Consider the following 18,183-nt stretch of genomic DNA (forward strand, 5'->3'; position numbering starts at 1 on the left):
ATACACCTGTACCCATGCCGAACACAGAAGTTAAGCCCTAGAACGCCGGAAGTAGTTGGGGGTTGCCCCCTGTGAGATATGGAAGTCGCTTAGCTCTAGGGAGTTTAGCTCAGCTGGGAGAGCATCTGCCTTACAAGCAGAGGGTCAGCGGTTCGATCCCGTTAACTCCCATAGGTCCCGTAGTGTAGCGGTTATCACGTCGCCCTGTCACGGCGAAGATCGCGGGTTCGATTCCCGTCGGGACCGTTTAAGATAACGGAAGTTATTTTAGACTCGTTAGCTCAGTTGGTAGAGCAATTGACTTTTAATCAATGGGTCACTGGTTCGAGCCCAGTACGGGTCATATATGCGGGTTTGGCGGAATTGGCAGACGCACCAGATTTAGGATCTGGCGCTTAACGGCGTGGGGGTTCAAGTCCCTTAACCCGCATTAAGATATAATAAATGAGCCGGCTTAGCTCAGTTGGTAGAGCATCTGATTTGTAATCAGAGGGTCGCGTGTTCAAGTCATGTAGCCGGCATTTTTAGATAGAAGAAAACAGTGCGAACGTAGTTCAGTGGTAGAACACCACCTTGCCAAGGTGGGGGTCGCGGGTTCGAATCCCGTCGTTCGCTTAGAGAGGCCGGGGTGGCGGAACTGGCAGACGCACAGGACTTAAAATCCTGCGATTGGTAACGATCGTACCGGTTCGATTCCGGTCCTCGGCATAAACTAATGAGCACCCTTAGCTCAACTGGATAGAGTACCTGACTACGAATCAGGCGGTTAGAGGTTCGACTCCTCTAGGGTGCATTTTTCTATTTAACTCGGGAAGTAGCTCAGCTTGGTAGAGTACTTGGTTTGGGACCAAGGTGTCGCAGGTTCGAATCCTGTCTTCCCGATTCATTACAGAGATACGTAAGCGTATCTTTTTTTGTTTAACTAGATATTATATACATTAAGAGAGAATCAGTTTGCTTATCTCTTTTTTAATTGGCTCTTTGTCAATTGTAGTGGGTTGATGAAAAGCTAAGCTCGAGAAAGGACAAATTTCGTCCTTTCTTTTTTGATATTCAGAGCGATAAAAATCCGTTTTTTGAAATTTCCAAAGTTCCGAAAACCAAAGGCATTGCGCTTGATAAGTTTGATGAGATTATTCGTTGCTTCCATTTTTGGGTTGGAAAAGGGGAGTTGAAGGGCGTTGACAATTTTCTTTTTGTCCTTGAGAAAGGTTTTAAAAACAGTCTGAAAAAGAGGATGAACCTGCTTTAGATTGTCCTCAATGAGTCCAAAAATTTATCCGGTTCCTTATTCTGAAAGTGAAAAAGCAAGAGTCATAGAGATGATAGTGGTGTTTCAAGTCTTCTGAATAGCTCAAAAGCTTGTCTAGAATTTCTTTATTAGTCAAGTGCATACGAAAAGTAGGGAGATTAAAACGTTTATCACTCAATTTACGACTATCCTGCTGGATGAGCTTCTAGTATCGCTTGATAGCCTTGTATTCATGAGTTTTTCGTTCAAATTGATTCATGATTTGAACACGTACACGACTCATAGCATGGCTTAGATGTTGAACAATGTGAAAGCAATCAAGTACAATTTTTGCATTCGGAAAAAGCTGTTTAACCAAGTCATAATAAGGACTAACAGATCCATAGTAATAATTTTTACCTGACAGCGAACAGCTCTATGGTAGCGAAGAAAGTTATTTCGGATGACAGTTTGTGTTCTACCCTCAAGAACAGCTATGATACTGAGATTAAAAAATCTTGCGCAATGAACCTCATCTTCATCTACCGATTGAAACAGTCACTCACCTGACTGTTTTAACATCCAAGGACATAATTTCAGGCAAATGGCTAAAGTTAAACTCAAAGTGAAAGTCATTGAGCTTGCGAATGACAGTTGAAGTTGAAATGGCTAGCTGATGTGAAATATCGGTCATAGAAGTCTTTTCAATCAGCTTTTGAGTAATCTTTTGGTTGATGATACGAGGGGGTTGGTGATTCCTCTTGACGATAGTAGTCTCAGCTACCATCGTTTTTGAACAGTGATAGCACTTGAATCGTCGCTTGCTAAGCAGAATTCTAGTAGGCATACCAGTCGTTTCAAGGCAAGGAATCTTAGACAGTTTTTGAAAGTCATATTTCTTCATTTGACTTCCCACAATGAGGACAAGATGGGGCATCGTATTCCAGTTTAGAGATGATTTACTTGTGGGTATTCCTATTGATAACAGCTAAATTCCCAAACTAAGTTCTAGCGCTAGTAAAAGTGGAAGTTACTTTGAGAAGTTACCCTTATTGATAGCATCCATAATTTGGATATTAGGATCTTTAATATCGAGTAGTTTTGTGATAAAGTGTAGTTGTTCCATATGATTCTTTCTAATGAGTTGTTTGGTAACTTTTCATTATAGATCTTATGGGACTTTTCTATTGCCACTTTTTTCTTTTTTCCTTTCGTGTTACAATAAAGGTATGAATCAGTATCAGAAAAAGATTGTTAAAGGAACCATTTATTCGCTCCTATCCGGCTTAATCTGGGGAATCTGTGGGATTCTAGGAGAGTATTTCTTTACCCATTATCAGGTGTCTTCTGGCTGGATTACCTCTATGCGTTTGACACTGGCAGGGAGTCTTGTTCTCATTTGGTCTACAATGCAATTAAAGTCGCAAGTGCTAGATATTTGGCGAGACAAGAAAAATTATCTACCCTTTTTAGCCTATGCTATTTTGGGAATTTTTTCAGTTCAGTATTTTTTCTATCTCTGCGTAGAATACTCAAATGCAGCGACAGCAACTATTTTACAGTTTATCAGTCCTGTCTTTATCCTCTTTTATAATCGCTTGGTTTATCAAAAACGAGCGTCAAAAAGCGCTATTTTCTATGTTTTGGTTGCCATGCTGGGTGTTTGCTTGATGGCGACAAAGGGAGATCTCTCTCAGTTATCCATGACGCCACTAGCCCTTATAACAGGTCTGCTGAGCGCTATGGGGGTTATGTTTAATGTTATCCTACCTCAGCCTTTTGCCAAGAGATATGGTTTTGTTCCCACGGTTGGGTGGGGGATGATTTTGGCAGGTTTATTTAGCAATGTTCTCTCGCCAGTTTATCAACTTTCTTTTGTTCCTGATATTTGGAGTACCTTGATTTGTCTCATTATCGCTTTCTTTGGGACGGCTTTTGCTTTTTTTATTTCCATGAAGGCTGTGTCCTTGGTTTCTCCTTTGGTGGTTTCCGTTATCAGTGCCAGTGAACCTCTCTCTTCGGCTCTCTTGAGTGTTTTGTTTTTAGGCTTAGTAGTGGATTGGTCACTTCTTCTAGCTATGACCTTGATTATTTTACCTATGATTTTCCTATCGATAGAAGAAGCGAAAGAAAGTAAATAAAAAGTCTGTTCTTAATTCTAAAAGTGTGCTATACTAGAATAATCAATAAAACACGGGGAGATAGTTGTAAAGAGTGTCTTTAGGTTGTATCGGTAGGGGCTTGCTTTTACCGACAGCACGTTTTATCTCACATCCCTAAAAATCATACCTAAAAACAAACAAAAAGGCTTCAAATTTGAGGCTTTTTTTGGTAGAATAGGTATCATTATAATGAACTAGGAGGCACCTATGACTGCCACAAAAATGAACGCACAAGAAATCATCCAATTTATCGCCAATGCTGAAAAGAAAACCAGTGTGAAAGTAACCTTTGAGGGACAACTCGCAACTGCTGTACCAAGCTCTGTTGTTAAACTAGGGAATGTTCTATTCGGAGACTGGAAGGACGTGGCTCCGCTTCTCGATGGCTTGGTAGAAAATCAAGACTATGTTGTTGAGCAAGATGCTCGTAATTCTGCAGTTCCCTTGCTAGACAAACGTGCTATCAATGCTCGTATCGAGCCAGGTGCTATTATCCGTGATCAGGTTGAAATTGGTGCCAATGCTGTTATCATGATGGGAGCAGTTATCAATATCGGTGCTGAAATTGGTGCAGGAACCATGATTGACATGGGTGCTATCCTTGGTGGCCGTGCTATCGTGGGGAACAACAGTCACGTTGGTGCAGGTGCCGTTCTTGCAGGTGTGATTGAGCCAGCTAGTGCAGAACCAGTCCGTGTTGGAGACAATGTTCTAATTGGTGCCAATGCAGTGGTTATCGAAGGAGTTCAAATCGGTAGTGGTTCAGTTGTCGCTGCAGGAGCTATCGTTACTCAAGATGTCCCAGAAAACGTAGTAGTAGCAGGTGTTCCAGCTCGTATTATCAAAGAAATTGATGCCCAAACCCAACAAAAAACAGCGCTAGAGGATGCGCTTCGTACCTTGTAATTTGTAAAAGAAAAATAGAGGCGGGACCCTTTTCCAGCCTCTTTCTGCTATATAGGAGGACAGATAGATGTTAGATTTGATTCAGACTAGACGAGATTTGCACCAAATTCCAGAGATTGGCTTGGAGGAGTTCAATACTCAGGCTTATCTGCTGGATATGATTGAGAAATTGACTGCGGGCAAGAAGTTTGTTCAAGTTCGTACTTGGCGGACAGGTATTTTGGTTTACTTGCAGGGAAGTCAGCCAGAGCGTACCATTGGTTGGCGAACAGACATTGATGGCCTGCCTATCGTCGAACAAACAGGCCTGCCTTTCGCCTCTCAACATCAAGGTCGTATGCATGCTTGTGGCCATGATTTCCACATGACTATTGCCTTGGGCTGTCTTGAGCGCGCCCTTGAGCAGCAACCGAAAAATAATTTGCTTTTCCTATTTCAGCCCGCTGAGGAGAATGAAGCTGGTGGTATGCTCATGTATGAAGATGGCGCTTTTGGAGACTGGCTACCAGATCAATTTTATGGACTCCATGTCCGTCCAGATTTGAAGGTTGGCCAGATTGCGACCAATACACACACTCTCTTTGCAGGAACTTGTGAGGTGAAAATCCGTTTCAAAGGCAAAGGGGGACACGCAGCCTTTCCGCATGAAGCTAATGATGCCTTGGTGGCTGCTAGTTACTTTGTGACCCAGGTGCAGTCAGTTGTCAGTCGCAATGTTAACCCAATCGAGGGAGCAGTGGTGACCTTTGGCGTTTTTCAAGCTGGAACAACCAACAATGTCATCACAGACACAGCCTTTTTGCATGGAACTATTCGGGCCTTGACTCAAGATATGAGTCTCTTGGTTCAAAAGAGGGTCAAAACAGTTGCAGAAGGAGTTGCAGCTGCCTTTGATATGGAAGTCGAAGTGGAACTCAAGCAAGGTGGTTATCTGCCTGTCGAGAACCATTCAGCCTTGGCGCGTGAACTGATGGATTTCTTTGAAGAAAAAGACGGAATCGAGTTGATTGATATCGAGCCTGCTATGACAGGTGAAGACTTTGGTTATCTCCTTTCAAAAGTTGATGGCGTTATGTTTTGGCTAGGTATCGATAGTCCCTACGCCCTTCATCACCCTCAGATGAGTCCCAAGGAAGAAGCCTTAGCCATTGGGGTAGATGCGGTTTCTAGTTTCCTGAAAAAGAAGGCAGCAGAGTAGAGGAATTGTCTATGAAAGCAGAATTACGCAAGCAAGTCTTGCAAGAAATGAAGGCTTTATCTCTAGAGCAAAAACAGTTTATAGACCAAGTTTTAACCGAGCGACTTTTACAACACCCCTTCTACCAAGAAGCCAAGGTCATTGCAACCTACCTTTCTTTTTCGCACGAATTTCAAACGCAGGGATTGATTGAGCAGGCGCTGAAGGACGGCAAGAAGGTTTTGATACCTAAAACCTATCCCAAGGGGCGCATGGACTTTGTAGTCTATGATCCGCAGCAGTTGGTAAAGACTTCCTTTGGCTTACAGGAGCCACAAGGGAACTTAGAAGTTGTGGAGGCCTCTCGGATTGATTTGATTCATGTTCCTGGCTTGGCTTTTACGACCAAGGGCTATCGGATTGGCTACGGTGGAGGTTACTATGATCGCTATCTGGAACATTTTTCTGGTCATACTTTGAGTACGATATATCCTTGTCAAGTTCAGGACTTTATGCCTGAAAACCATGATATTCCTGTTCAGGAGGTATTAATTGATGAAGGAAATCTTTGATAGACGTTACCCTGTGACGAGTTTCTTCCTCTTAGTGACGGCCTTGGTATTTCTACTAATGTTGGTGACTACAGGAGGAAACTTTGACAGGGCGGATACCTTATTTCGATTTGGAGCCATGTATGGGCCGGCTATTCGCCTCTTTCCTGAGCAGGCTTGGCGTCTCTTTTCTGCCATTTTTGTTCATATTGGTTGGGAACATTTCATTGTCAATATGCTTTCGCTCTATTATCTTGGTAGGCAAGTAGAGGAAATTTTTGGATCCAAGAAGTTTTGCTTTCTCTATCTTTTATCTGGAATGATGGGCAATCTCTTTGTTTTTGTATTTAGTCCTAAATCCTTAGCAGCAGGAGCCTCTACTTCTCTCTATGGGCTATTTGCTGCGATTATTGTTCTTCGCTATGCAACTCGCAATCCTTATATCCAGCAGTTGGGCCAATCTTATCTGACTCTTTTTGTTGTTAACATTATTGGAAGTGTTCTGATTCCAGGAATCAGCCTAGCAGGCCATATCGGGGGAGCAGTTGGTGGAGCATTTCTAGCAGTTATCTTTCCAGTTCGAGGAGAAAGACGGATGTATAGCGCTAGTCAGAGACTGGTAGCGTTAGTGTTGTTCGTAGGACTCTCGGTTTTGCTTTTCTACAAGGGAATGGTAATGTGACGACTAATATGTAAACTTGAATAAGAAAAAAGCTACTTAAAAAAATGAGTAGCTTTTAATGTGGGTTGGGACCATTCGAAACAACACAGCAAGTTAAAATAAGGCTTTGTATGTAGATGATTTGAGAAAGTGAGCGCCCATTCTATCGCGAAGAAGTCATTTGTAAATAAGTTTTTTTGCAGAAAATTGAGAATGGTGTGCTTTTTTATTTCTTTTGTATCGTAAGTTTCTAGAATATAGTGTTGTATCAGTCTTATTATATATTTTAAAAATAGAAAATGTTATAATATTAGAAATTGATTGAAGAATTATTAGAATAAAAGAGGTATAAAGTTGGAAAATTGTGTTTACATTATTTCAGGCCCCCCAGGCGTTGGGAAAAGTACTGTTAGTAAAGAGTTAGCTTATTCTTTTGATAAAAGTGCAGTTATAGAGGGGGATTTGATTTACTTAATGATTAAAGGTGGCATAGTGGCTCCCTGGGAAGATGAGGGCTATTACATGGATTTGTTTTGGGACAATATCATCAGCTTGACCAATAATTTTATAACTCGAGGCATCTCTGTCGTAATAGAGTATGTCATTTTTGAATACCAACTGAAGAAAATTGCTTCTTTCTTAAAAGAAAAACAAATTGGTCTAAAATATTGTGTCTTAATGGCCGAAGAAAAAAACTTGAAAGATAGGGATGATTCTCGAAAAGAAATTGAAAGAGTGGGCAACTTATCAATACAAGCAAGAAGTGAGTTTCTAGCTAAAAATAAGGAGAAGGAAAAACATTTTCTGTATACAGATGATTTAGACGTCCCCAAAATAGCAAATATCATTAAAACTTCAAATCGATTTTTGATTGAAAATCTGTAATCCATCATTAAGGACCGAAGTTGAGTTGGTAGATTTAGAGACATATCTCATAAATCTTTAAATTGTATGTAAATTTGTAAAATAATTAAGTCTCCAGAGTCAACTTGCTGGAGACTTAATTTATTAACTGGAAACTAATTCTATTCCCCCTCAGCTAATTCTTTTCCCAATTGGATGAGGTAATCTTTCAAGTCATCTTTGACTTGTGGGTGCTTGAGGGCATAGTCAATAGATGTTTTCATAAAGCCAAACTTATCCCCAACGTCGTAACGAGCTCCTGTAAATTCGCGAGCGAAAACACGTTGTGTTTTATTAAGTGTATCAATAGCGTCGGTAAGCTGGATTTCATTTCCAGCACCGGGAGCTTGATTTTCGAGGATATCAAAAATTTCTGGTGTGAGCAGATAGCGTCCGATGATTGCCAAATCACTTGGAGCCTCCTCTGGAGCTGGTTTTTCAACAAAAGTTTCGACACTGTAGAGACCGTTAATCCCTTCACCCTGAGGAGCGATAACTCCATATGCTGAAACTTCTTCATGAGGAACAGGCATAACAGCAATTGTTGATGCGTGGGTTGTCTCGTAATCGTTCATCAATTGCTTTGTCAAAGGAACAGCATGGTCATCTGTGATATCCATTAGGTCGTCACCCAGCATGACAACGAAGGGCTCATTCCCAACAAAAGCTTTTGCTTGTAAGACAGCATCCCCAAGACCACGAGGATGGCTTTGACGGATAAAGTGAAGGCGAATGCCAGTTGTTTCGTCTACCAATTTTAGCAAGTCATGCTTGCCTTTTTCTTTGAGGTTGTACTCAAGCTCAAAGTTTGAGTCAAAGTGGTCCTCAATAGAACGTTTTGATTTACCAGTAACAACCAGAATATCCTCAATACCTGATTTAAGAGCTTCTTCTACGATAAACTGGATAGTTGGTTTGTCCACAATTGGCAACATTTCTTTGGCAAGGGCCTTTGTTGCTGGTAAAAATCGAGTTCCAAGTCCAGCGGCAGGAATGACTGCCTTTCTAACTTTTGATGTCATAAGAATCCTTTCTTTAGAGGGTTAAGACCACTCATTTTCTGCTTTAAATTCATTGTTCATGATGTCATAAATGGCATCTTTAATATTGGTTCCGTGGTAGATAACTTGGTAAATGGCTTGTGTAATGGGCATATAGACTCCAAGTTCTTGCGCTAGTTCATAGGCTGCTCGAGTCGTTGAGATTCCTTCAATCACCATGCCCATATTGGCTTCGATATCAGCTAGAGATTCTCCACGACCAAGAGCATCTCCGGCTCTCCAGTTACGAGAGTGGATGGAGGTTCCCGTTACGATCAGGTCTCCTACACCAGATAAGCCACTATAGGTCAATGGATTGGCTCCGAGTGCTACCCCTAGACGAGTAATTTCTGCCAAACCTCGAGCGATAATGGCTGCCTTGGCATTGTCACCAAATCCCAAACCATGTAAAGCTCCGGCACCTACAGCAATAATATTTTTGAGAGCGCCAGCAGTTTCGACTCCGATAACATCCGTATTGGTATAAAGTCGGAAGTAGTGATTACTAAAGAGCTCTTGAGCGTATTGAGCGGTTTGTAAGTCTTTAGAAGCAGCGGTGATTAAAGTTAGGTCACGCACAATGGTTTCTTCTGCATGACTAGGTCCTGAAACAACGACAATATCACTGCGGAGATGTTCAGGAATTTCTTCTTCAAGGATAGTTGATAATCGTTTATGGCTATCAGGTTCTAATCCCTTTGATGCGTGCATGATGATAGCCCTATGGTCCAAGGTTTTTGCAACTTGTTGGGCAACAAGTCGTGTCACTTTTGTTGGGACAACAAACAAAATCGCATCTACATCTTTCAGTGCCTCTGATAAGTCGGTGTAGGCAATGATATTTTCATCTAGAACGACATCTTTAAAGTAGTGTTTGTTAGTATGATAGGTATTAATTTCATTGATTTGCTCGGGAATGTTTCCCCAAATACGTACCTCGTGTCCATTGTCATTTAAGACTTGTGAAAGGGCAGTTCCCCAAGAACCAGGCCCCAAGACGGCGATGGTTTGTTTTTTCATATTCCCCTCCTTTATAACCTTCTTTTTACTATTTTACCATAAAAACCTTTATCATGCATTACTGTAGATGAAAGCGCACTAATTTGTATCAAGGAGACTTCTTTGACAAGTTCCCACTTTTTTGCTAGAATAACATCACACAAACAGAATGAGAAGGAGCTGACACATTGTCGCTCCCTTTTGTCTATTTTTTAAGGAGAAAGTATGCTGATTCAGAAAATAAAAACCTATAAGTGGCAGGCCTTGGCTTCGCTCCTGATGACAGGCTTGATGGTTGCTAGTTCGCTTCTGCAACCGCGTTATCTGCAGGAAGTGTTAGACGCCCTTCTTGCTGGGAAATATGAAGCCATTTATAGTATCGGAGCTTGGTTGATTGGTGTGGCCCTGGTCGGTCTGGTTGCTGGTGGGCTCAATGTTGTCCTCGCAGCCTATATTGCCCAAGGAGTTTCATCTGACCTTCGGGAGGATGCCTTCCGTAAAATCCAAACCTTTTCTTATGCCAATATTGAACAATTTAATGCGGGAAATCTAGTCGTTCGCATGACAAATGATATCAACCAGATTCAGAACATCGTCATGATGACCTTCCAAATTCTTTTCAGACTTCCCCTCTTGTTCATCGGTTCGTTTATCCTGGCGGTTCAAACTTTACCTTCTCTGTGGTGGGTGATTGTTCTCATGGTAGTCTTGATTTTTGGCTTGACAGCTGTCATGATGGGAATGATGGGTCCTCGTTTTGCCAAGTTTCAAACACTTCTTGAGCGCATCAATGCCATTGCCAAGGAAAATCTACGCGGTGTTCGTGTGGTCAAGTCCTTTGTCCAAGAAAAAGAGCAGTTTGCTAAGTTTACGGAGGTTTCAGACGAGCTTCTCGGTCAAAATCTTTACATTGGTTACGCCTTTTCAGTAGTGGAACCTGTCATGATGTTGGTCGGTTATGGGGCGGTTTTCCTCTCTATTTGGCTAGTTGCAGGGATGGTTCAATCGGATCCATCGGTTGTTGGCTCCATTGCTTCCTTTGTTAATTACCTAAGCCAGATTATCTTTACTATTATTATGGTTGGATTTTTGGGAAATTCTGTCAGTCGTGCTATGATTTCTATGCGTCGTATTCGAGAAATTCTTGACGCAGAGCCAGCCATGACCTTCAAGGATGTCCCAGATGAAGAGTTGGTCGGAAGTCTTAGCTTTGAAAATGTGACCTTTACCTATCCAATGGATAAGGAACCGATGTTGAAAGATGTGAGCTTTACTGTCGAACCTGGACAAATGGTTGGTGTCGTTGGAGCGACTGGTGCAGGAAAATCAACCTTGGCTCAATTGATTCCACGTCTCTTTGACCCGCAGGAAGGGGCTATCAAAATCGGAGGCAAGGATATTCGAGAAGTGAGTGAAGGAACCCTGCGCAAAACTGTTTCTATCGTTCTTCAACGTGCCATTCTCTTCAGTGGAACGATTGCAGATAACTTGAGACAGGGTAAGGGAGATGCTACTTTATTTGAAATGGAGCGCGCAGCCAATATTGCCCAAGCCAGTGAATTCATTCATCGTATGGAGAAAACCTTTGAAAGTCCAGTTGAGGAACGGGGAACCAATTTCTCTGGTGGGCAAAAACAAAGGATGTCGATTGCGCGTGGAATTGTCAGCAATCCGCGTATTCTGATTTTTGACGATTCGACCTCAGCCTTGGATGCTAAGTCAGAGCGCCTGGTCCAAGAAGCCTTGAATAAGGACTTGAAGGGGACGACAACTATTATCATCGCTCAAAAGATTAGCTCGGTAGTTCATGCAGACAAGATCTTGGTTCTAGATCAAGGACGATTGATTGGTCAAGGTACGCATGCAGACTTGGTTGCCAACAATTCCGTTTACCGTGAGATCTACGAAACACAGAAAGGAAAGGAGGAGTAAAATGAAGACAGTTCAATTTTTTTGGAATTATTTTAAAGTCTATAAGCTATCATTTGTAGTTGTTATCCTGATGATTGTTCTGGCGACTCTTGCCCAAGCTCTCTTTCCGGTATTTTCTGGACAAGCGGTAACAGAGTTAGCTAATTTAGTTCAAGCTTATCAAAATGGCAATCCAGAACTTGTTTGGCAAAGCCTATCAGGAATCATGGTCAATCTTGGTCTGCTAGTTTTGGTTCTATTTATCTCCAGTGTGATATACATGTGTCTCATGACGCGCGTGATTGCAGAATCGACCAACGAGATGCGCAAAGGCCTCTTTGGCAAGCTTGCTCGGTTGACTGTTTCTTTCTTTGACCGCCGACAAGATGGCGATATCCTGTCTCGTTTTACCAGTGATTTGGATAATATCCTCCAAGCTTTTAACGAAAGCTTGATTCAGGTCATGAGCAACATCGTTCTATACATTGGTCTGATTCTTGTCATGTTTTCGAGAAATGTGACGCTGGCCCTCATCACTATTGCCAGTACACCAGTGGCCTTTCTCATGCTGATTTTTATCGTGAAAATGGCACGGAAATATACCAACCTCCAGCAGAAAGAGGTAGGGAAGCTCAATGCCTATATGGATGAAAGTATCTCAGGTCAAAAAGCCGTGATTGTGCAAGGTATTCAAGAGGATATGATGGCAGGATTTCTTGAACAAAATGAGCGCGTGCGCAAGGCAACCTTTAAAGGAAGAATGTTCTCAGGAATTCTTTTCCCTGTCATGAATGGGATGAGTCTGGTCAACACAGCCATCGTCATCTTTGCTGGTTCAGCTGTACTTTTGAATGATAAGTCTATTGAAACAAGTACAGCCCTAGGTTTGATTGTTATGTTTGCCCAATTTTCACAGCAGTACTACCAGCCTATTATTCAAGTTGCGGCAAGTTGGGGAAGCCTTCAGTTAGCCTTTACTGGGGCTGAACGGATTCAGGAAATGTTTGATGCAGAGGAAGAAATTCGACCTGAAAAGGCTCCGACCTTTACTAAGTTGCAAGAAGGTGTTGAAATCAGTCATATTGATTTTTCATACTTACCTGATAAACCTATTTTGAAAGATGTCAGTATTTCTGCACCTAAAGGTCAGATGACAGCGGTTGTTGGTCCGACAGGGTCAGGGAAAACGACTATTATGAACCTCATCAATCGCTTTTATGATGTTAATGCTGGTGGGATTTATTTTGATGGAAAAGACATTCGTGACTATGACTTGGATAGTCTCAGAAGCAAGGTGGGAATTGTCTTGCAAGATTCGGTCTTATTTAGCGGAACGATTCGAGACAATATCCGTTTCGGTGTGCCAGATGCTAGTCAAGAAATGGTTGAGGCAGCAGCCAAGGCAACCCACATTCACGACTATATCGAAAGCTTACCTGATAAGTACGATACTCTTATCGATGATGATCAAAGCATCTTCTCGACAGGACAAAAGCAATTGATTTCTATCGCTCGAACCCTGATGACAGATCCAGAAGTTCTCATTCTAGATGAAGCAACTTCAAACGTAGATACGGTGACAGAAAGCAAGATTCAGCATGCCATGGAGGCGGTTGTAGCAGGCAGAACTAGTTTCGTCATTGCCCACCGTTTGAAGACCATCCTCAATGCAGACCAGATTATTGTCCTTAAAGATGGAGAAGTCATTGAACGCGGTAACCACTATGAACTTTTGAAACTAGGTGGCTTCTATTCAGAACTCTATCACAATCAATTTGTTTTTGAATAAGAAAAAAGTTGTCCCCTTGGGCAGCTTTTTCTTGTCCATAAAAAATATTTATCACGGACTTAAAAAAAACATATTAGACGAAAGGTGTTTTGAGTGATATGATAGGACTATCGTTAATATTCGAAAGGAGAGACATCATGGCTAGAACGGTTGTAGGAGTTGCTGCAAATCTATGTCCCGTAGACGCAGAAGGTAAAAACATTCATTCATCTGTATCTTGTAGATTCGCAGAGAGCATTCGTCAAGTCGGTGGTCTCCCTTTAGTCATTCCTGTTGGTGATGAGTCAGTTGTACGTGATTATGTAGAAATGATTGACAAACTTATCTTGACAGGCGGTCAAAATGTCCATCCTCAGTTTTATGGAGAGAAAAAGACCATCGAGAGTGATGATTACAACCTAGTGCGTGACGAATTTGAATTGGCGCTCTTGAAAGAAGCGCTCCGTCAGAATAAACCAATTATGGCAATCTGTCGCGGTGTCCAACTTGTCAATGTTGCCTTCGGTGGAACGCTCAATCAAGAAATTGAAGGTCACTGGCAAGGATTACCTTTCGGAACATCTCACTCTATTGAGACAGTAGAAGGAAGCGTGGTGGCTAAGCTATTTGGAAAAGAAAGTCAAGTCAACTCCGTCCATCGTCAAAGCATTAAAGATTTGGCACCTAATTTCCGTGTAACTGCTATTGATCCAAGAGACCAGACCATCGAAGCGATTGAGTCTATCGATGAGCACCGCATTATCGGTTTGCAGTGGCATCCAGAGTTTCTGGTCAATGAAGAAGATGGCAATTTAGAATTATTTGAGTATTTATTGAATGAACTGTAACGACTGGAACATCTAGTCGTTCTTTCTTTTATTTTTTCAAAATTTTTGGAATGTGGGATTTTTACGCAAACGTTTGAATTCTGATAAAAATTGGAGAAATTCGACAAAAAACTTGAAAAAAACGAAGGTAAGCGTTATGATAGAAAAGAAGAAATATTGGAGGAATAACATGTCACATATTAAATTTGATTATTCAAAAGTTTTAGACAAATTTGTTGCACCACATGAAGTGGAATACATGCAATCACAAGTAACAGCAGCAGATGAATTGATCCGTAAAGGAACTGGTGCTGGTAGCGACTTTTTGGGATGGTTGGACCTTCCTGAAAACTACGACCGCGAAGAATTTGACCGCATCTTGAAAGCTGCTGAGCAAATCAAATCAGACAGCGATGTTTTGGTTGTAATCGGTATCGGTGGATCTTACCTTGGTGCCAAAGCAGCAATCGACTTCTTGAACCACCACTTTGCAAACTTGCAAACAAAAGAAGAACGCAAGGCTCCACAAATCCTTTACGCAGGAAACTCAATCTCATCTACTTACCTTGCTGACTTGGTAGAGTACGTAGCTGATAAAGATTTCTCAGTAAACGTGATTTCTAAATCAGGTACAACAACTGAACCAGCGATTGCTTTCCGTGTTTTCAAAGAACTCTTGGTTAAGAAATACGGTCAAGAAGAAGCAAACAAACGTATCTATGCAACAACTGACCGCCAAAAAGGTGCTGTTAAGGTTGAAGCAGACGCTAACGGTTGGGAAACATTTGTTGTTCCAGATGATATCGGTGGACGCTTCTCAGTATTGACAGCCGTTGGTTTGCTTCCAATCGCAGCATCAGGAGCTGACATCAAAGCCCTTATGGAAGGTGCGAATGCAGCTCGCAAAGACTACACTTCAGATAAAATCTCTGAAAACGAAGCTTACCAATACGCAGCAGTTCGTAACATCCTTTACCGTAAAGGCTATGCAACTGAAATCTTGGTAAACTATGAGCCATCACTTCAATACTTCTCAGAATGGTGGAAACAATTGGCTGGTGAATCAGAGGGGAAAGACCAAAAAGGTATCTACCCAACTTCAGCCAACTTCTCAACTGACTTGCACTCACTTGGTCAATTTATCCAAGAAGGAACTCGTATCATGTTTGAAACAGTTGTTCGTGTTGACAAACCTCGTAAGAACGTGATTATCCCTACTTTGGAAGAAGATCTTGATGGACTTGGTTACCTTCAAGGAAAAGACGTTGACTTTGTAAACAAAAAAGCAACTGACGGTGTTCTTCTTGCCCACACAGATGGTGATGTACCAAACATGTACGTGACTCTTCCAGAGCAAGACGCTTTCACTCTTGGTTACACTATCTACTTCTTCGAATTGGCTATCGCCCTTTCAGGTTACTTGAATGCCATCAACCCATTTGACCAACCAGGTGTTGAAGCTTACAAACGTAACATGTTCGCCCTTCTTGGAAAACCAGGATTTGAAGAATTGAGTAAAGAACTTAACGCACGTCTATAATAGAAGAAAAGAGTGGTTTGTCCACTCTTTTTACTCTCTTTATTCATAGAAATTGGACTCAGCCAAGACTTGTGATATAATATAGAGAGCAAAAAGGCAGACGCCTAGAGACTTTATAGGAGAAACTATGTCAAAAGATATCCGCGTACGTTACGCACCAAGTCCAACAGGACTACTACACATCGGGAATGCCCGTACAGCATTGTTCAACTACCTTTACGCACGTCATCATGGTGGAACTTTTATCATTCGTATCGAAGATACTGACCGTAAACGTCATGTCGAGGATGGTGAACGTTCACAGCTTGAAAACCTTCGCTGGTTAGGTATGGATTGGGATGAAAGCCCAGAAACACATGAAAATTACCGCCAGTCTGAGCGTTTGGACTTGTATCAAAAATACATCGACCAACTGTTAGCTGAAGGAAAAGCCTATAAATCTTACGTTACAGAAGAAGAGTTGGCAACTGAACGCGAACGCCAAGAAGCAGCTGGTGAAACACCACGCTACATCAATGAATACCTTGGTATGAGTGAAGAAGAAAAAGCAGCTTACATCGCAGAACGCGAAGCAGCAGGAATTATCCCCACTGTTCGCTTGGCTGTCAATGAGTCAGGTATCTACAAGTGGCATGATATGGTCAAAGGTGATATCGAATTTGAAGGTGGCAATATCGGTGGTGACTGGGTTATCCAAAAGAAAGATGGTTACCCAACTTACAACTTTGCCGTTGTTATCGATGACCACGATATGCAAATCTCTCATGTTATCCGTGGAGACGACCACATTGCTAATACACCAAAACAGCTCATGGTTTATGAAGCACTTGGTTGGGAAGCTCCAGAGTTTGGTCACATGACCTTGATTATCAACTCTGAAACTGGGAAAAAATTGTCTAAACGTGACACCAACACCCTTCAGTTTATCGAAGACTACCGTAAAAAAGGTTATTTACCAGAAGCAGTCTTTAACTTTATTGCTCTTCTTGGTTGGAACCCAGGTGGCGAAGATGAAATCTTCTCTCGTGAAGAACTCATTAAACTTTTCGATGAAAACCGCCTCAGCAAGTCACCAGCAGCCTTTGACCAGAAAAAACTCGACTGGATGAGCAATGATTATATCAAGAATGCAGACCTAGAAACTATCTTTGAAATGGCAAAACCATTCTTAGAGGAAGCAGGCCGTTTAACTGACAAGGCTGAAAAATTAGTTGAGCTCTATAAACCACAAATGAAATCAGTAGATGAGATTATCCCATTGACAGATCTCTTCTTCTCAGATTTCCCTGAATTGACAGAAGCAGAGCGCGAAGTCATGGCGGGAGAAACAGTCCCAACAGTTCTTGAAGCTTTCAAAACAAAACTTGAAGCGATGACAGATGATGAATTTGTAACAGAAAATATCTTCCCACAAATCAAAGCTGTTCAAAAAGAAACAGGTATCAAAGGGAAAAATCTCTTCATGCCTATTCGTATCGCTGTTTCAGGTGAAATGCATGGACCAGAATTGCCAGATACTATCTTCTTGTTAGGTCGTGAAAAATCAATCCAGCATATCGAAAATATGTTAAAGGAAATCTCTAAGTAAGAAGGGTACAATAATGGACATCTGGGAAAAGATGTACGAAGAAGCACAGAAACTATACGATCCACATGAAGTATCTGATTTTGTTTACGCTAACCATGTTGTGGCCGCAGTAGAAGCAGAAGATGGACAAATATTTACAGGTTTCTGTATGGAGGGAACCTGTGGTGTTTTCCATCTCTGCGCAGAGCGGGCGGCTCTCTTCAATATGTACCAATTTTCAGGACAAACTAAGGTTAAGAAAGTATTAGCCTTTCGAGATAAAGCACCTTATGGTGGAAGTTCAGCCATGCCTTGCGGTGCTTGTAGAGAATTCCTTTTAGAGCTTAATGCTGAAAATAAAGATGCAGAATTCATGATGGACTATAATATAAGAAAAACAGTTAAAGTCGCAGAACTAATCCCCTATTGGTGGGGAGAAGAACGTGCTTCTAAGTTTAATAATCAATAGAAGAGTCAGTATAATTCTGGCTCTTTTTACTTAATTTGAAAAAAGATAAAAAAAGGTGTTGACAAAGGTGAAAAAGTCTGTATAATAGTAAGAGTTGAAAATAACAGCTCTGGTCTGTTGGTCAAGGGGTTAAGACACCGCCTTTTCACGGCGGTAACACGGGTTCGAATCCCGTACGGACTATGGTATGTTGTGGTTGAGGCACTTGATGAAAAAAGATTAAAAAAGTTTCAAAAAAGTGTTGACAAACGAAAGCGGCCGTGATATACTAATATAGTTGTCACTTGAGAGAAGCTAGTGACAAAGACCTTTGAAAACTGAACAAGACGAACCAATGTGCAGGGCACTACAACTAAGGTTGTAGTACTGAACAATGAAAAAAACAATAAATCTGTCAGTGACAGAAATGAGTGAGAACTCAAACTTTTAATGAGAGTTTGATCCTGGCTCAGGACGAACGCTGGCGGCGTG

Annotated in this window: 14 protein-coding genes, 10 tRNA genes, 1 rRNA gene and 1 pseudogene; 23 read left to right on the plus strand and 3 right to left on the minus strand. The window is 41.6% G+C overall.

Translation table 11 applies throughout. The features are described 5' to 3' along the window. The 10 genes from rrf to B7697_RS00160 form a co-directional block, all read left to right on the plus strand. Nucleotides 1-94, plus strand: a 5S ribosomal RNA gene (gene rrf / locus B7697_RS00115); the annotation flags it as partial. Between the two features lie 4 nt (nt 95-98). Then, nucleotides 99-171: transfer RNA gene (locus B7697_RS00120), tRNA-Val, on the plus strand. Nucleotides 172-173: 2 nt separating this feature from the next. Then, nucleotides 174-246: transfer RNA gene (locus tag B7697_RS00125), tRNA-Asp, on the plus strand. Between the two features lie 24 nt (nt 247-270). Further along, nucleotides 271-343: transfer RNA gene (locus B7697_RS00130), tRNA-Lys, on the plus strand. A gap of 5 nt (nt 344-348) precedes the next feature. Then, nucleotides 349-430: transfer RNA gene (locus B7697_RS00135), tRNA-Leu, on the plus strand. Between the two features lie 18 nt (nt 431-448). Further along, nucleotides 449-521, plus strand: a tRNA-Thr gene (locus B7697_RS00140). Between the two features lie 22 nt (nt 522-543). Further along, a tRNA-Gly gene (locus B7697_RS00145) sits at nt 544-615 on the plus strand. Between the two features lie 7 nt (nt 616-622). Beyond that, nucleotides 623-708 (plus strand) — tRNA-Leu (locus B7697_RS00150). 11 nt (nt 709-719) lie between these two features. Further along, a tRNA-Arg gene (locus tag B7697_RS00155) sits at nt 720-793 on the plus strand. 15 nt (nt 794-808) lie between these two features. Beyond that, nucleotides 809-882: transfer RNA gene (locus tag B7697_RS00160), tRNA-Pro, on the plus strand. Between the two features lie 127 nt (nt 883-1,009). Here B7697_RS00160 and B7697_RS00165 read toward each other — a convergent pair. After that, nucleotides 1,010-2,357 (minus strand): annotated as a pseudogene (locus B7697_RS00165) (ISL3 family transposase). Between the two features lie 103 nt (nt 2,358-2,460). On the opposite strand from B7697_RS00165, the gene B7697_RS00170 reads away from it, so the two are divergent. The 6 genes from B7697_RS00170 to B7697_RS00195 all read left to right on the plus strand — a co-directional run bounded on the left by B7697_RS00170 (nt 2,461) and on the right by B7697_RS00195 (nt 7,573). After that, entirely contained in the window at nt 2,461-3,372 is a 912-nt protein-coding gene (locus B7697_RS00170; RefSeq protein WP_084949700.1) for a DMT family transporter, read from the plus strand. Nucleotides 3,373-3,600: 228 nt separating this feature from the next. Continuing rightward, the gene (dapD, locus tag B7697_RS00175; RefSeq protein WP_084949702.1) at nt 3,601-4,299 is read left to right on the plus strand and encodes a 2,3,4,5-tetrahydropyridine-2,6-dicarboxylate N-acetyltransferase; all 699 of its coding nucleotides are present in this window, start codon (nt 3,601-3,603) and stop codon (nt 4,297-4,299) included. Nucleotides 4,300-4,366: 67 nt separating this feature from the next. Further along, the gene (locus tag B7697_RS00180) at nt 4,367-5,497 is read left to right on the plus strand and encodes an N-acetyldiaminopimelate deacetylase (RefSeq protein ID WP_084949704.1); all 1,131 of its coding nucleotides are present in this window, start codon (nt 4,367-4,369) and stop codon (nt 5,495-5,497) included. Nucleotides 5,498-5,508: 11 nt separating this feature from the next. Next, nucleotides 5,509-6,048 carry a 5-formyltetrahydrofolate cyclo-ligase gene (locus B7697_RS00185; protein WP_084949706.1) on the plus strand — a complete coding sequence of 180 codons (540 nt, stop codon included), beginning with the start codon at nt 5,509-5,511 and terminating at the stop codon, nt 6,046-6,048. Next, nucleotides 6,032-6,709, plus strand: coding sequence for a rhomboid family intramembrane serine protease (locus B7697_RS00190; RefSeq protein WP_084949708.1), 678 nt, complete (start codon nt 6,032-6,034; stop codon nt 6,707-6,709). The genes B7697_RS00185 and B7697_RS00190 overlap by 17 nt, the downstream gene beginning before the upstream one ends. Nucleotides 6,710-7,042: 333 nt before the next feature. Beyond that, complete coding sequence (locus B7697_RS00195; RefSeq protein WP_084949710.1) at nt 7,043-7,573, plus strand: ATP-binding protein; 531 nt, start codon at nt 7,043-7,045, stop codon at nt 7,571-7,573. 140 nt (nt 7,574-7,713) lie between these two features. Here the strand turns inward: B7697_RS00195 and galU are convergent, their stop codons facing one another. Together galU and B7697_RS00205 are read right to left on the minus strand one after the other, a co-directional pair. Beyond that, nucleotides 7,714-8,613, minus strand: a complete 900-nt coding sequence (galU, locus tag B7697_RS00200; protein WP_084949712.1) for a UTP--glucose-1-phosphate uridylyltransferase GalU — start codon at nt 8,611-8,613, stop codon at nt 7,714-7,716. Between the two features lie 21 nt (nt 8,614-8,634). Continuing rightward, nucleotides 8,635-9,651, minus strand: a complete 1,017-nt coding sequence (locus B7697_RS00205) for an NAD(P)H-dependent glycerol-3-phosphate dehydrogenase (protein ID WP_084949714.1) — start codon at nt 9,649-9,651, stop codon at nt 8,635-8,637. Nucleotides 9,652-9,855: 204 nt separating this feature from the next. On the opposite strand from B7697_RS00205, the gene patA reads away from it, so the two are divergent. The 7 genes from patA (at nt 9,856) to B7697_RS00245 (ending at nt 17,895) form a co-directional block, all read left to right on the plus strand. After that, on the plus strand, nt 9,856-11,562 hold the full coding sequence (gene patA / locus B7697_RS00210; RefSeq protein WP_084949715.1) for a multidrug efflux ABC transporter subunit PatA: 1,707 nt from the start codon (nt 9,856-9,858) through the stop codon (nt 11,560-11,562). 1 nt (nt 11,563) lies between these two features. After that, nucleotides 11,564-13,330 carry a multidrug efflux ABC transporter subunit PatB gene (gene patB, locus B7697_RS00215; RefSeq protein WP_084949717.1) on the plus strand — a complete coding sequence of 589 codons (1,767 nt, stop codon included), beginning with the start codon at nt 11,564-11,566 and terminating at the stop codon, nt 13,328-13,330. Between the two features lie 137 nt (nt 13,331-13,467). Next, on the plus strand, nt 13,468-14,157 hold the full coding sequence (locus tag B7697_RS00220; RefSeq protein WP_000124770.1) for a gamma-glutamyl-gamma-aminobutyrate hydrolase family protein: 690 nt from the start codon (nt 13,468-13,470) through the stop codon (nt 14,155-14,157). 169 nt (nt 14,158-14,326) lie between these two features. Then, nucleotides 14,327-15,676: a glucose-6-phosphate isomerase gene (locus B7697_RS00230; RefSeq protein WP_000018269.1), complete on the plus strand. Its 1,350-nt coding sequence runs from the start codon at nt 14,327-14,329 to the stop codon at nt 15,674-15,676. 127 nt (nt 15,677-15,803) lie between these two features. Next, nucleotides 15,804-17,264, plus strand: a complete 1,461-nt coding sequence (gene gltX, locus B7697_RS00235; protein ID WP_084949719.1) for a glutamate--tRNA ligase — start codon at nt 15,804-15,806, stop codon at nt 17,262-17,264. A gap of 13 nt (nt 17,265-17,277) precedes the next feature. Beyond that, a complete protein-coding gene (locus B7697_RS00240; protein WP_084949720.1) occupies nt 17,278-17,712 on the plus strand; it encodes a cytidine deaminase family protein in 435 nt (144 codons plus the stop codon). A gap of 111 nt (nt 17,713-17,823) precedes the next feature. After that, a tRNA-Glu gene (locus B7697_RS00245) sits at nt 17,824-17,895 on the plus strand. Nucleotides 17,896-18,183 lie beyond the last annotated feature (288 nt).

The organism is Streptococcus mitis, assembly GCF_002096895.1.
Classification (GTDB): domain Bacteria; phylum Bacillota; class Bacilli; order Lactobacillales; family Streptococcaceae; genus Streptococcus; species Streptococcus mitis_AH.

What these genes read in the sequence shown, in the direction of transcription:
- galU (WP_084949712.1), bottom strand. Translation starts at nt 8,613, where the DNA reads ATGACATCAAAAGTTAGAAAGGCAGTCATTCCTGCCGCTGGACTTGGA.
- B7697_RS00185 (WP_084949706.1), top strand. Translation starts at nt 5,509, where the DNA reads ATGAAAGCAGAATTACGCAAGCAAGTCTTGCAAGAAATGAAGGCTTTA.
- B7697_RS00220 (WP_000124770.1), top strand. Translation starts at nt 13,468, where the DNA reads ATGGCTAGAACGGTTGTAGGAGTTGCTGCAAATCTATGTCCCGTAGAC.
- patA (WP_084949715.1), top strand. Translation starts at nt 9,856, where the DNA reads ATGCTGATTCAGAAAATAAAAACCTATAAGTGGCAGGCCTTGGCTTCG.
- B7697_RS00180 (WP_084949704.1), top strand. Translation starts at nt 4,367, where the DNA reads ATGTTAGATTTGATTCAGACTAGACGAGATTTGCACCAAATTCCAGAG.
- patB (WP_084949717.1), top strand. Translation starts at nt 11,564, where the DNA reads ATGAAGACAGTTCAATTTTTTTGGAATTATTTTAAAGTCTATAAGCTA.
- B7697_RS00240 (WP_084949720.1), top strand. Translation starts at nt 17,278, where the DNA reads ATGGACATCTGGGAAAAGATGTACGAAGAAGCACAGAAACTATACGAT.
- B7697_RS00170 (WP_084949700.1), top strand. Translation starts at nt 2,461, where the DNA reads ATGAATCAGTATCAGAAAAAGATTGTTAAAGGAACCATTTATTCGCTC.
- gltX (WP_084949719.1), top strand. Translation starts at nt 15,804, where the DNA reads ATGTCAAAAGATATCCGCGTACGTTACGCACCAAGTCCAACAGGACTA.
- B7697_RS00205 (WP_084949714.1), bottom strand. Translation starts at nt 9,651, where the DNA reads ATGAAAAAACAAACCATCGCCGTCTTGGGGCCTGGTTCTTGGGGAACT.
- dapD (WP_084949702.1), top strand. Translation starts at nt 3,601, where the DNA reads ATGACTGCCACAAAAATGAACGCACAAGAAATCATCCAATTTATCGCC.
- B7697_RS00230 (WP_000018269.1), top strand. Translation starts at nt 14,327, where the DNA reads ATGTCACATATTAAATTTGATTATTCAAAAGTTTTAGACAAATTTGTT.
- B7697_RS00190 (WP_084949708.1), top strand. Translation starts at nt 6,032, where the DNA reads ATGAAGGAAATCTTTGATAGACGTTACCCTGTGACGAGTTTCTTCCTC.